The organism is Paraburkholderia flava (genome assembly GCF_004359985.1).
GTDB classification, from domain to species: Bacteria; Pseudomonadota; Gammaproteobacteria; order Burkholderiales; family Burkholderiaceae; genus Paraburkholderia; species Paraburkholderia flava.
The window spans coordinates 999260-1012195 of sequence record NZ_SMRO01000003.1 but is presented as its reverse complement, the minus strand read 5'-3'; the positions used below and the strand labels follow the sequence as shown (position 1 = coordinate 1012195).

Here is a 12936-nt window from a genome sequence, read left to right as displayed (position 1 = left end):
CCGATCAATCAGAGTTCGAAACGGCTGGCGGACAGACGCGTCCTCACCGACAGCGTGCCCTCGCGCAATTCCCACCGCTTGAGTTCGTAGCGGCGCAGGCCGCGACGGATAAACGGCTCGTTGTCCATAAACTGCGTGGCTTCTTGCTCCGACTCGGCATACAGCACCGTCATCCCCTCGCCGACGATATGGCCTTCCGTCACGAACGGGCCGGACAGAAAGACCTTGTCCTCGTGTTCGATCAGATAACGGATGTGCTCGGGAATATGCGGCATCGTCTCTTCGACGGAGGCGACCGGATAGCTGAACGCGACGTAGAAACGCTGACGCAGATTCGGTTCGACGAGGCGCTGAATTTCGGCCTGAAGGTCTGACATGACGATTTGACTCCTGGTTGGATAGATCAAAGCGGTGCGCGACGTCGGGCCGTCCGGCTCGACAGGGCAAAGCACAACACCACGGTGAAGCAAAAAACAGGCACGAGATACGCCGCGCCGACGCTGATGCGGTCCGCGATCGCGCCCATCAGCAGCGGCGCGACCGCGCCGCCGAACAGCGCCATCACGTGCAGCGAGCCGGCACGGCCGGTGCGCGAGCCGAGACCCTCGACGCCGAGCGCGAAAATCGTCGGGAACATGATCGACTCGAAGAAGAACACGGCCATCAACGCGATCACCGCGACGGGTCCATGCATCGCGCAGGCCGCCACGCACAACGCGAGCGCGGCGATCGAGTACACGGCCAGCATCGCGGACGCGTCGAAGCGATGCATCAGCGCGGTCGACAGAAAGCGCCCGCCGGTAAATGCGATCATCGCGCCGGACAGCATGAAGGCGGCGGACCCCGTCGACAGAGACGCCCAGTGCTCGACCGCGAAATTGATGAAGAACGCGGCGATGCCGACCTGCGCGGAGAAGTAGAAAAACTGCGTGACGACGCTGAACACGAAGCGGCGCTCGCGCCGCAGCGGCGTCGCATCGACCGCCTCCGCCTGCGTTGCGGCGGCTTCCCTGCCCGGCTCGGGCAACGCGACGCGCCAGAACACCAGCGCCAGCAGCAGCACGACCGCCGCGATGACGACGTAGGTCATCCGCACCGATGCCGCATTGCCGGCCGCCGCCGCGCCGTGTCGAAAGAAAAACAGCCCGCCGATGAACGGTCCCGCGAACGCGCCGAAGCCCGTGAACGCCTGCGCGAGATTCAACCGCCGCGCCGCGCCTTGCGCCGCGCCGAGCACCGTGATGTACGGATTCGCTGCGCTCTCGAGACACGCGGCACCGCATGCGAGCACGAATAACGCCATCAGGAACGGGTAAAAGCGGCCGTGCGCCGTCGCGGGCACGAACAGCACCGCGCCCAGCGCGAACACGACGAGCCCGAGCAGAATGCCGCGCTTGTAGCCGTAGCGGTTGACGAACAGACCCGACGGAATCGCCACGAGAAAATACGCGCCGAAATAGCACGTCTGCAGCAGCGCCGACTGCATCCGCGTGACGTTGAGCGTCTGCTGGAAATGTTTGTTGAGCACGTCGAGCAAGCCATACGTCAGCCCCCATGCGAAAAACAGGCTGATGACGAGCGCGAGCGCGATGCCGTAGCGAACCGTCTCACCGTCGCGCGGGGCGGCGGCCGAGTCGACGAGCGTCGAAGAAGTGGCCATGTCGCACCTCGCTCAGGCGTCGGAAGAAGAAACTGCCGAAGGCAGCGACAGCTTGATCATCGCCGCGTAGTCTTCGCTGCCGAAGCCGAACGCCGATGCATGCTGCAGCGACTGCGCGACGAGCGACGTGATCGGCAGCGGCACGTGCCAGTCGGCGCCCGCTTCGAGAATCAGGCCGACGTCCTTTTGCATCTGCTCGACGGTGAAGGTCGGCGAATAATCGTGCGTCACGAGCTGCTGCGCCTTCGCCTTCACGATCGGCGAGCCGACGGCGCTCGCGCACAACACCTGCCACATGTCGCTCCATGCAAGCCCGCCCTGCTGACCGATCGCGAGCGCTTCGCCGAGCATGCCGACGGTGTTCGCCACCATCAGGTTGATGATCAGCTTCATCACGCGCGCCTCCTCCTGCGCGCCGACGTAGAACTGCGACGGTCCCAGCAGGCGAAGCAGCGGCAACGCACGCTGATACTGCGCCTGCGGTCCCGATGCGATCGCGGTCACCTGCGCCTGCTCGGCCATCTTCGCGTTGCCCGAGACGGTCACGCGCAGATAGGCGATGCCGGCTTCGTCGAATGCATTCGCGACGCGCCGCGACGCCTTCACCGAGACCGTGCTGGTATCGATATACAACTGGCCCGGACGCGCCCGCGCGGCGATGTCGAACGCGACTGCTTCGAACGCGGCGTCGTTCGGCAGCGACGTGATCAGCACGTCGGCCGCATCGACGACCGCGTCCAGCGAGTCCTTCACCGGCATGCCCGCTGCGCGCGCGAGGCTCGCGCGCTCGACGCTCGCATCGAATGCATCCACGCGGTGGCCATGACGATGCAGATGCGTCGCCATCGGCAAACCGATCTTGCCGACACCGACGAAGCCGATATCGACAACCTCTTGATCCGCGGAATCAACGACTGAACCAATGACTGAACTACAGGCCGTGTCGCCCATTGCTGTCTCCATTTGAATGAGTTCAACCGGCGATGCCCTTAAAGGCCGCCGCTCGAAACAGATCGTATGCGGTGCATGCGGAGTGGGTCCAACACCGAATATGTCTCGATTCGATAACCGCTTGTTATCGGAATCGGCCGATCGGTCATTTCAATGGGCTCATCGTCGATGCCGCAAAGTTATCGGCTCGTTCGAAATTTGATGTTGGATTTGATGCGGGTCGCTGCAATACGATCGATTGTCGGCTGGCAAGACGCATCGGCCACATTTCATCCAAACCATCACGCTCAAAGGCGTTCACAGAGGACATCGATCATGAACATCACACCGGAACAGATGGAAGCGACGCGCGTCGCGCGCTGGGGACAAGTCAAGCCGTATGGCGAGACGTTCATCGAAAGCCGGCTGCCGGGCTTCGAAAAGCGGCTCTACAAGATCATCAATCGCGGCGTGCTCGAAAACAAGGGTGTGCAGCCGGCGATCGAAGGCGCGCACCGCTTCGGTGTCACGCTGATCGAAGTGCCGGTCGGCCAGGGCGCGAACCTGCACTCGCACAAGACCGAAGAGGTATTCTTTCCGCTCAACGGCAAGATGATCGTGATCTGGGGCGACCACGGCGAACATCAGCTCGAACTGAATCAGTGGGACTGCATTTCGATGCCGACCGGCGTCATGCGCGGCTTCCGCAATCCGAACGATCACGATCTCGTCATTTATTCGGTCGTCGGCGGCACGGACGAAGAAGTCGGCCGGATCGAATGGCATCCCGACGTGCTGAAGGCAGCGGAAGGCACGGGCCTTCAGTATGACGAAACCGGTTTTCTGAAGAACGAAGCGTAAAGACCACGCGATCACGCTTTGCGCCGCGCGCAGGGCACGCAGAATGCGTACAACATGCAGGAGGCGAAGTACACCATGAAAGAACCCCACCAGGCGGCCGCGTCACGCGCGGAGCGCCGCGAACCCCTTCCCGCGACGCCGCAGGCCCTGCTCGATGCCGTGCTCGCGGCGAACCGGGACACGACGAATCCCCGCCTGAAGCAGATTCTCGACGGTCTGCTGCGCCACCTGCATGCGTTTGCGGCCGAGGTCGAACTCAGCTATCAGGAACTGGAAATCGGCCTCGATTTTCTCGTGCGCATCGGCAAGGCAACGGGCCCCGAAAAACACGAGGGCATTCTGCTCGCGGATATTCTCGGGCTGGCCACGCTGGTCGGCCTCATCGATGCAAAGAAAGCGCTCGCGGCGGGCGGCACCGAGCCCGCGCTCATCGGCCCGTTCTGGCGCGCGGCGCAACCGCTGCGCGAGAACGGCTCGAACATCGCCGCCGACGGCACGCCGGGCGACAAACTGTTCGTCGACGGCCGGATTCTCTCGCTCGACGGCACGCCGATCGCGAATGCGCGCGTGGAAACGTGGCAGGCTTCACCGGGCGGTCTTTACGAAAACCAGGACCCGCAGCAGGTCGAGATGAATCTTCGCGGCCGCTTCCAGACCGACAGCGATGGACGGTTCTCGTTTCATAGCGTGCGTCCCGCCGGCTATGCGGTGCCCGTCGACGGCCCGTGCGGCGAACTGCTCGCGGCGCAGCAGCGGCCGATCATGCGGCCCGCACATCTTCACTTCATCGTGATGGCCGAGGGCTACAAGACGCTCGCGACGCAGATCTTCGATGCCGACGATCCGAATGCGTACCGCGACGCGGTGTTCGGCGCGGTCGGTTCGCTGTTGCAGCGCTTCGAGCCGCAGCCGGACCGCAGCTTCCGACTCGGTCTCGATCTGAAACTGGAGCCGGGCACGATGCGCGTGCCGATGTGTCCGCTGCCATGACGACGTCGCGTGGGCTTTCATTTAAAGACGGCGATACGCCAATCGTCATCGTCGCGGCGTTCGTGCCGCAAAGCGGCAACGAACATGAGTTGCGACGCGCGTTGCAAGCGGTGTTGCAGCCCACGCGCGAAGAGCCGGGCTGTTTGCGCTTCGACCTGCTCGTGAGCGAAACACCGACGACGACGTTCCGCTTCTTCGAGATCTTCGCGACGCAGGACGCGATCGACGCACATCGGCAGACCGAGCACTATCGCGTCTATCGCGCGGCCGCGATGCCGTTGTTGCAGGCGCCGCCCGAGGTCGTCGTCATGTCGCCGGTCGACGTCGCGGGTCTATCTGCCTAAGCGTCGCTAAGCGCTGGACGCGCCCGCATCGACTGTCGCGGGCGCATGCATTTCCGCCATCGGCCAGTCGCCAGCGCCCGTCATCGTCGCGACGAGCAAACGGATCGTGCTCATCAACGCGATCGTTGCGCTCGAAGGCGGACGCTGCCGCGAATGCGCGAGAAAACGCTCAAGCACGAGGCCGTCGATCGGCACCGCGCGCAACACACCCGCCTCCACTTCGCGGCGCACCGCCGACGCGACATGCACGGTCCAGCCCGTGCCGTCCGCGACGAGTTGCGCCGCGACGTCGGCGGACTCGACTTCCATGACGTCGTGCAGCGTCATGTTGACGCGCGCCGCGCTGCGTTCGAGCGCGAGACGGACGCCCGATTTCTGTAGCCCCGCGAGAATCAGCGGAATGTCGGCCAGCGCGCGAATGTCGAGCGACGGCACGTCGAGCCGCGCGTCGCTCGCGGGGCCGATCGCACAGAGCTTTTCGGTGAGCAGCAGCTCGGGGTGAATCTGCGTCGGCGCGGCGACCGGCCCGCTGATCAACGCGACGTCCAGCGTGCCGCGTTCGAGCGCATCCGACAACGACGGCGAAAAACTCTCGCTGACGCGCAACCGCACGTCGGGATAGTGCTCGCGCAGCGCATGCGTGAGCGGCACGACGAAAAACGACGCGAACGCAGGCGGCAAACCCACCGCGACGGTGCCGCGTGGCGTGCCCTGCAGATCCATGATGTCGACGCGAATCTGGTCCGCGTAGCGCAGCAAAAACGTCGCGCGATCGAGCAGCAGTTCGCCTTCGCGCGTCAACGATGCGCCGCGCGAATGACGCTCGACGAGCTTCACGCCCAGTTCGGCCTCCAGCAACTGAACCTGCCGGCTCAGCGCGGGCTGCGCGATATGCAGCACCGCGGCAGCGCGCCCGAAATGCTGATGGGCGGCGAGCACGGTGAAGTATCGCAACTGGCGTAGGTCCATCGGAGTCCTTTGATTTCGGTTCGGGCGGTGCGTCGATAACGATCGTATCGATACTACATCGTCGGCACGCAACGCATGTCCGCTACGTCATTCTGGGGTTTGTCAACTTGCCGAGGTTGATGAGGAAGGTCGGCAGCAAAGAGCATCCGTCAGAAAGCCGAGAAGGGATTTCGGGTGACTTCAGTGATTTCGCGCCACGCGCCGAACCGTGCGGCGAGTTGTTTGCGAAAGAGTGATACGCGCAGCTGATGCCGCTTGAGCGCGAAATGTTGCCGGATCGGCCCGAGCAGCAGATCATCATCGTGTCGCCCCTCGCCCGTTCGGAAGCAGTGAGCACGTGATCGCGATGGTCGGGCTACCGGACAGCACGCGCGACTCGCATACGCCGCAGACACCCCGCTCGCAAGAGGATGCCGCCGCCAAGCCTGCATCTCGCAGTGTCTGCAGGATCGTGCTGCCCTGAGAGACGACCAGTTGCTTCCCGCTGCGCTCGAGCCGCACTTCGAAGCCACCCTCCGCGGCAACTTCCGTCGTCGCGGGGAAACCGCTCGACGAGCACATTGGCGGACGATAATCCGGCGGTCACCTCGACAAACGCCTCGACCGCGCGTGCTGGATCACGGGGCGACCATCGCCGACATCGGACAGGCCCTTTGCAAACCCCAGGCTCTTCGCACACGCAATTGCTGGACGATCCCTTTTGAAGTATCCACACGTTCGCGATTGCGCAACGATGCTTTCGTCCGTGCCCGCTTCTTCGTCTGTTCCTTACCCTGCACTATTTGGACAATGCCTTGATGACTCTTCGTGGCACCTTTTACAGGACGGACGAAATGGACAAGATTCAAAGTTATCAGATCGGGAACGCGACAGTCACGCGTGTAACCGAACTCACGCTATCTGAAATTCCGGCCGATTATCTTTTTCCTAATCGCGACCGATCGGTGCTGGCCGATGCTCGGCCGCACTGGATTAACTCGGAAAACACAGCTGAAGACGGCCAAAGCGTCGCGCTCAGCGTACACAGCTGGATCGTTCGGCTCGCTGGCAAGACGATCCTCATCGACACGGGCGTAGGCAACGGCAAAAGCCGCCCATTGAATCCGGTCTTCAACCAGCTCGACACCCCGTATCTCAGCCGCCTTGCGGCCGCTGGCGTACAGCCGGCCGACATCGATCTCGTTCTTATCACGCACCTGCACGTCGACCATGTTGGCTGGAATACGGTGCTTGCAGGCAATCGCTGGGTGCCGACGTTCCCGAACGCGAAATATGTCTTTTCTGCGCCCGAGTATGAGTTCTATGCAAATGAAAAGCATGTGCAAACCCCGAGCGCCGGCGTCTTCGCCGACAGTGTGCAGCCGATCGTGGACGCCGGTCAGGCCGTACTGATCGATGCGGCGAAGCAGCAGTCCGTCCACGGGTTCACTTTCCACCAGACCAAAGGACACAGCTTCGATCATCTGTCGATCACTCTTGAATCGGCGGGCGAACTGGCCTTGTTCTCCGGTGATGTCATGCATCACCCGGTGCAGGTTGCCAAGCCCGACTGGAACTCCGTGTATTGTGAGTTCCAGGAAGACGCCCGACGCTCACGCTACTGGGCGCTGAACTTTGCAGCCGACAATCGCGCCACCTTTTTCAGCAGTCATTTCCCGGGCACTTCGGTGGGCGTTGTCGAACGCGACGCAACCGGGTTCAAGTGGATTGCTCGTTAATCAATTTTTCAAAGAGAACATCGTGTCCAAGGATACTGAAGTTGAACTTCGTGATTTCATGATTCCGAGCGATACGCCGGACATTGAGCTCCATATTCGCAACAAGCGTCCCGCCGGGCGGGAGAAGTTTGACGACGCCCATACAGTGATGCTAATGCACAGCGCGACCTACGGGTCGGGATGTCTTTACGACACGCCGCTCGAAGGCTACTCGTTCATGGACTATCTGGCACAGGCGGGCTTCGACGTGTACGCCGTCGATGTCCGTGGCTACGGCGACTCTACCCGGCCGAAGGAGATGGACCTCCCTGCGTCGCAAAGCGAGCCGCTCGGTCGAACCGAGTCCGGCATCCGCGATTTCACGACAGCAGTCAATTTTGTGTTGCGCACGTCTGGAATTGCGCGATTGAATGTGATTGGCATGTCGTGGGGCGGCAGCGTCACAGGTGCCTTCACAGCACGCAATGGCCACAAGGTTCGCAAGCTGGGCCTTATCGCGCCTCAGTGGGTGAGCGACAAACCGATCCCGCTAGATGCTGGGGGGCCGCTTGGCGGCTATCGTGTCGTGCGTGCAGCTGACGCTCGCGAGCGCTGGGTGGGCGCAGCACCGCAATGGAAACGCGATACCCTGATTCCGACCGGCGGCTTCGAAGCTTGGCTGGAGAGCATTGTGCGCTCGGAACCTGACGCGGAACTTCGTGCGAATCAATCGGTACGCGCTGTGAATGGGCCGATACAGGACATTCGTGAATTCTGGTCCAAGAGCAGACCGTTCTACGACCCGGCCGAGATTGAAGTACCCGTCCTTCTGATTCACGGTGAATGGGACGTCGACGTGCCGGTCGCGCTGGCCCAAGACTATTTCCTCCACTTGACCGGCACATCCGACAAACGCTGGCTTGAGCTCGGGGAAGCAACTCATATGCTGATGCTTGAAAAGAATCGCCGGGAAGCTTTCGAGGCGGTCGTCCGATTCATGAGCGAGGCCTAGACCATCTCTTTGGTGGGCCAGCATGGCCAAGCTGCGTCTCGTGTAAATGGACGCGGCTGTCCGCCGTTGACACATCCGGTGTGCGAGAATCCAGCCCAAGAGCGCTGCCGCCAATCCTGCGGCGATCAATGCCTTCCTTCCTGCACATCCCAATGGTTCAATGAATGGATAAATTGTCTGCGATGCAAGCATTCGTTCGAGTTGTCGATTCTGGGACATTTACCCGGGCGGCTGATCTGATGAGTACGCCGAAATCAACTGTGACACGACTGGTCCAGGAACTAGAGAAAGAATTGGGCGTGCGGCTTCTGCATCGGACCAGCAGACAACTCACCCTGACCCAGGAAGGCCAGGTCTATTACGAAGGCTCGATACGCATACTCGACGAAGTCGGCTCGTTAGACGGCAGCGTCCTCAGTGCGACTCGCTCTCCAAAAGGCAAAATCAAGATCGAGCTGCCCAGTTCGCTGGCCCAGCACGTAGTTTTACCGGCGATGCCTGATTTCTTCGCGCGCTACCCGGATGTACAGGTCGACATGAATGTAGGAAATCGACCGGTGGATCTCATTGCCGAAAATCTCGACTGCGTGCTGCGGCTCGGACCGTTGCTCAACGATTCACTGATCGCGAGGCCCGCAGGTACGCTGAAGCTTGTGACTTGTGCGGCGCCGGCATATCTTTTCCGACAGGGCACACCACAAGGTCCGTCCGACCTGGGTCAGGGACATACGATCGTGCGGATGACATCACCGCGCACGGGTCGTGACTTTGTGTTTCCGCTCACAAAGGACGAGACTGTGATTGACATACACGGTGCCCACCAGATCACAGTCAACGATTCTGGCGCCGCGCTCGCCGCGGGTATTGCTGGTCTCGGGGTGCTCACAACGTATGAGTTCCTGGTGAATCCCCATCTGCAATCCGGCGGTCTGCAACGGCTTTTCCCGGAATGGCGAGGCGCCGAAATTCCTGTCCATGTTGCTTATCCGGCCAACCGACATATCGCGGCGAAGGTTCGGGTATTTGTCGATTGGGCGATTGAGCTTCTGCGCAACATTTGAGCTTCGCTCCAATACGGGGGCGATGTGGTCGTGCGTCGGTAAAGAAGAGACACGCCTCAAGGGCATTTAAAGACAGTATTTTGGCACTAACGGCGCGGTCGCCGGTCGGGTTGATCTGCTACGCCTGACTGGCCGCTTTACCGGAGATGACCTGACTTCGTGGGCGGCCTTGTCAAATTTTAAGGCGTGATCGCAAAGCCGAAAGGGTCGAGCATGACTTCAATTGCGCATGAACATGGAGTGCCGCTGCCGACGGCTCGGCATAGCGTGGGCGATTGCTCGTCCGGCCGCCACGTCGGTGGCTCGTGACGGGCGCCGCAGCAATTGGCTTCATCAATACGCTTGCGCCAACGGGCTACCTGTTGCCCGACGCGCCGAAAAAAAATCCTTGGCGATCTGACCGCCCAGTACGGGCGCGACGACGCAGGTCGTTGATGGCGTCGCCGCACGCCATCAGTTGCGCGCCGGATAAAGCAGCGAAAATTGCGCACGCGCTTCTTCATGTTCTTTCGCCGTGACATTCTGCGCTGAGGCGAATATCCTCGCGCGCCACGCGACGTTAGCGTGGGCAAAAGCCAGCATTTCGGCTCGCGTGCCGACCGGCAGGTGCTTCGCGCTGCTCGCAACGTCAATTAGGACGCCCCCAACTGCCTCCCGCAGCGCGGTGCAAATTTACTCATGTCGCAAGTTCCTCGTTTTCGATGTCAACGTCTGAAATATGACCCCTAGAATCACACCGTGTATTTGCTCGAACGTTCGCTTGTAGTCCCAACCCGGCCGTCACCGCATAAAATTACCTGCTGGAAACGTGTGGAAAAACGAGTCAACCAATTTAATCCAGTAGCGAACCCCGATCTCGACGATGCCATCGTTGAAGTCGTAATGCGGCGAATGCAACGAGGCGTTTGCGTGCTTTGTTGTTGCAGACTCCGCTGTACGGTCGTTGCCTAGGAATGCGTAACATCCGGGCTTTTCTAAAAGCATATGAGCAAAGTCTTCAGCGCCCATCGTGGGAGCAACTGATTCGTCGACATTGCAGGCTTCAACGATCTTACGCATTGCCTCGATTGCTCGTTGAGTGGGCGCGTAATGATTCGTCGTCGCAGGATACAGTCGCTTAATGACCACTTTCACGGAGCAGTCAAATGAAAGCGCAACGCCGTTTACGATTCGGTTGAACTCCGTTTCCATCTGGTCAAGTGCTGGTTCGGAGAAGCAACGGATAGTCCCGGCAAAGGTGGCGCTATCTGGGATAACGTTCATTGCGTCTCCCGCATGAAATTGCGTCACGGACAATACAGCAGTATCAACGGGATCTTTCGATCGCGTAATTACGGTCTGGAGTGCAGCGACCATGTGATTTGCTGCCAGTAGGGCATCGCGACCACTGTGCGGCATCGCGGCATGACATCCCTTGCCCGTCACCTCAATCTCGAAATTGGTCAAAGACGCCATCATCGGACCGACCCGAACACCGAATTTTCCGGCTGGCATTCCGGGCCAGTTGTGTATGCCGTAGACTTCGTCCACGTGAAAGCGCTCAAAGAGGCCGTCCTCGATCATCGCACGTGCACCGGCATATCCGCCTTCTTCGGCGGGCTGAAAAATGAACACCACTTGCCCATCGAACTGCCGATGCTTTGCAAGGTAGCGAGCTGCCCCAAGAAGCATGGCAGTGTGACCATCGTGACCGCACGCATGCATGACACCGTTATGCTGCGAACGATGCTCGAAAACATTGAGTTCTTCGACAGGTAGTGCATCCATATCCGCACGAAGGCCGATAGATCGGCGTCCGCTTCCAGACGAGAGTACACCGACTACACCTGTGCCCCCTACATCCACGTGTGTCTCGACACCCCATGACCGGAGTAGTTCGGCAACCAGAGCTCCAGTGCAAAATTCGCTGAAACTTAACTCAGGGGCCGAATGCAGTTTCCGGCGAATAGCTATAACTTCATCGATCGCGAGACCTTCTTTCTGGCGGCGCACATCCGTATCGCCCTCATCCCATGCTCTAGTGCTCATGTCAGACCTCCGTTGGCAACGGGGCGAAGCCGACCGGCGAGGAAGAGCGCAACTGTCGAGACCAGGCATCCGAATATGACGTAGTAACAGATCGCGAGCGGGTCGTTCAATGCCTGCGTCAGCCACTGAACCAGTGCAGGTGCAAATCCACCGAAGACCATCACGGCGAGGTTGTACGAAATTGCAATTCCAGTCGATCGAACATTGGTCGGCATCAGCTCCGAAACATATGCCGGGTAACCGCCCATATAGAGCGCCAGGCACAGCATCATCAAACACTGGGAAAGCACGAGCGTGACGAGCGTCGGGTGAGCATTGAGATTGGCGTAGATCGGGTAGGCTGCAAGGCAACCGAAGATGAGAGCAACGAACATCGGAGCGCGGCGGCCGACCTTGTCCGAGAGCATGCCCATAAAAGGGCTGGCGAAGGCGTAGCAAAGTGAGCCGCATACCGAACTGACGAGGCCATCCTGCAAATTCATGTGGAGGATACGGGTGGCGTGCGTCGGCATATAGATCAGGAAGATGTACATTCCGATGGTGGGGAAGATCGTCAAACCTGACGCAACGAGGATCGTAGACCATTCGTTGGCCATCACCGTCGATACCGGATTTCGAGCGAGCGTTCCCTTATCCGACGCTGAGGAAAAGATGGGAGATTCCTCAAGCGATCTGCGCAGGTAGAAGCCGACCGGCACGATAGAAAGTCCAAAAAGAAATGGAACGCGCCAGCCAAATGCAGCGAGTTGCTCCGGCGACAACCAATGTGTCAATGCAACACCGATTAGCGAGCCCAGCACGCCCGCGCTCGCTTGGGACACCATCTGGAAGCTGCCGACATAGCCGCGCCGTTGGGAAGGCGCATACTCGACGAGGTACGCCGTTGCACAACCGATTTCGCCGCCTGCGGAAAAGCCCTGAAAAAAGCGACCAACCAGCATTAGTAGGGGGGCGCCCACTCCGATTTGGGCATAGGTTGGCGCGAGTGCGATGCAAATGAGCCCAACCGCCATCAGCAAAATCGTCAATGACAGGGCTGCCTTGCGCCCCGCGCGATCGCTGATCGCCCCAATTATGATTCCGCCCAGTGGTCGAGTAAGAAAGCCGACACCGAAAGTCGCCCAAGTTGCGAGCATCGCAGCAGCGGGATTGCCAGGGGGGAAAAACTGCCTGGCGATGATCGATGCGAAGAAGCCGTAAACGAGAAAGTCAAACCACTCGAGCGCATTGCCGATCGTCGATACCACGATGACTCGTTTCGCCTGTCGGCTAAGCTGGAGTCCATTTCCGACGAATAACTCACCGCTAACATTTTCAAGCGCACTTTGAACGTGCGGCATTGTTTCGACTGCGCTTTCGGCAGATTTCATAGGATTCTCTCGAG

The 12936-nt window shown here is 60.2% G+C and carries 13 protein-coding genes and 1 pseudogene; 6 read left to right on the top strand and 8 right to left on the bottom strand.

Going from position 1 to position 12936, the window contains the following annotated elements; translation table 11 throughout:
• Nucleotides 1-8: 8 nt before the first annotated feature.
• From E1748_RS27025 to E1748_RS27015, 3 genes are read right to left on the bottom strand one after another with little or no spacing between them, the layout of a single operon-like run.
• Nucleotides 9-377, bottom strand: a complete 369-nt coding sequence (locus tag E1748_RS27025) for a YciI family protein (RefSeq protein WP_133650316.1) — start codon at nucleotides 375-377, stop codon at nucleotides 9-11.
• A 26-nt stretch (nucleotides 378-403) separates the two neighbouring features.
• On the bottom strand, nucleotides 404-1660 hold the full coding sequence (locus tag E1748_RS27020) for an MFS transporter (RefSeq protein WP_133650315.1): 1257 nt from the start codon (nucleotides 1658-1660) through the stop codon (nucleotides 404-406).
• Nucleotides 1661-1672: 12 nt separating this feature from the next.
• The gene (locus E1748_RS27015) at nucleotides 1673-2611 is read right to left on the bottom strand and encodes an NAD(P)-dependent oxidoreductase (protein ID WP_133650314.1); all 939 of its coding nucleotides are present in this window, start codon (nucleotides 2609-2611) and stop codon (nucleotides 1673-1675) included.
• A 315-nt stretch (nucleotides 2612-2926) separates the two neighbouring features.
• Here E1748_RS27015 and E1748_RS27010 point away from each other — a divergent pair, with 315 nt between their 5' ends.
• The 3 genes from E1748_RS27010 to E1748_RS27000 all read left to right on the top strand — a co-directional run bounded on the left by E1748_RS27010 (nucleotide 2927) and on the right by E1748_RS27000 (nucleotide 4785).
• The gene (locus tag E1748_RS27010; protein ID WP_133650313.1) at nucleotides 2927-3451 is read left to right on the top strand and encodes a cupin domain-containing protein; all 525 of its coding nucleotides are present in this window, start codon (nucleotides 2927-2929) and stop codon (nucleotides 3449-3451) included.
• A 75-nt stretch (nucleotides 3452-3526) separates the two neighbouring features.
• The gene (locus E1748_RS27005; protein ID WP_166653636.1) at nucleotides 3527-4441 is read left to right on the top strand and encodes a dioxygenase family protein; all 915 of its coding nucleotides are present in this window, start codon (nucleotides 3527-3529) and stop codon (nucleotides 4439-4441) included.
• On the top strand, nucleotides 4438-4785 hold the full coding sequence (locus E1748_RS27000) for a putative quinol monooxygenase (RefSeq protein WP_133650312.1): 348 nt from the start codon (nucleotides 4438-4440) through the stop codon (nucleotides 4783-4785). Before E1748_RS27005 ends, E1748_RS27000 begins: the two co-directional genes overlap by 4 nt.
• A gap of 6 nt (nucleotides 4786-4791) precedes the next feature.
• On the opposite strand, the gene E1748_RS26995 is transcribed toward E1748_RS27000, so the two are convergent.
• The 3 genes and pseudogenes from E1748_RS26995 to E1748_RS31860 all read right to left on the bottom strand — a co-directional run bounded on the left by E1748_RS26995 (nucleotide 4792) and on the right by E1748_RS31860 (nucleotide 6315).
• Nucleotides 4792-5754 (bottom strand): LysR family transcriptional regulator, encoded by a 963-nt coding sequence (locus E1748_RS26995; RefSeq protein WP_133650311.1) that lies wholly within the window; start codon nucleotides 5752-5754, stop codon nucleotides 4792-4794.
• A 149-nt stretch (nucleotides 5755-5903) separates the two neighbouring features.
• A pseudogene (locus E1748_RS31865) lies at nucleotides 5904-6038 on the bottom strand (IS6 family transposase); the annotation flags it as partial.
• Nucleotides 6039-6051: 13 nt separating this feature from the next.
• Nucleotides 6052-6315 (bottom strand): 2Fe-2S iron-sulfur cluster-binding protein, encoded by a 264-nt coding sequence (locus tag E1748_RS31860; protein ID WP_240766805.1) that lies wholly within the window; start codon nucleotides 6313-6315, stop codon nucleotides 6052-6054.
• A 272-nt stretch (nucleotides 6316-6587) separates the two neighbouring features.
• Between E1748_RS31860 and E1748_RS26985 the strand changes: the two genes are divergently transcribed.
• The 3 genes from E1748_RS26985 (at nucleotide 6588) to E1748_RS26975 (ending at nucleotide 9524) form a co-directional block, all read left to right on the top strand.
• Nucleotides 6588-7472 carry an MBL fold metallo-hydrolase gene (locus E1748_RS26985; RefSeq protein ID WP_133650310.1) on the top strand — a complete coding sequence of 295 codons (885 nt, stop codon included), beginning with the start codon at nucleotides 6588-6590 and terminating at the stop codon, nucleotides 7470-7472.
• 22 nt (nucleotides 7473-7494) lie between these two features.
• Nucleotides 7495-8463, top strand: a complete 969-nt coding sequence (locus tag E1748_RS26980; protein WP_205965301.1) for an alpha/beta hydrolase — start codon at nucleotides 7495-7497, stop codon at nucleotides 8461-8463.
• 164 nt (nucleotides 8464-8627) lie between these two features.
• Nucleotides 8628-9524, top strand: a complete 897-nt coding sequence (locus tag E1748_RS26975) for a LysR family transcriptional regulator (protein WP_133650309.1) — start codon at nucleotides 8628-8630, stop codon at nucleotides 9522-9524.
• A 780-nt stretch (nucleotides 9525-10304) separates the two neighbouring features.
• Here E1748_RS26975 and E1748_RS26970 read toward each other — a convergent pair.
• The gene (locus E1748_RS26970; RefSeq protein WP_133650308.1) at nucleotides 10305-11552 is read right to left on the bottom strand and encodes a M20 aminoacylase family protein; all 1248 of its coding nucleotides are present in this window, start codon (nucleotides 11550-11552) and stop codon (nucleotides 10305-10307) included.
• Nucleotides 11549-12922, bottom strand: coding sequence for an MFS transporter (locus tag E1748_RS26965; RefSeq protein ID WP_240766804.1), 1374 nt, complete (start codon nucleotides 12920-12922; stop codon nucleotides 11549-11551). Before E1748_RS26965 ends, E1748_RS26970 begins: the two co-directional genes overlap by 4 nt.
• Between the last annotated feature and the right edge of the window lie 14 nt (nucleotides 12923-12936).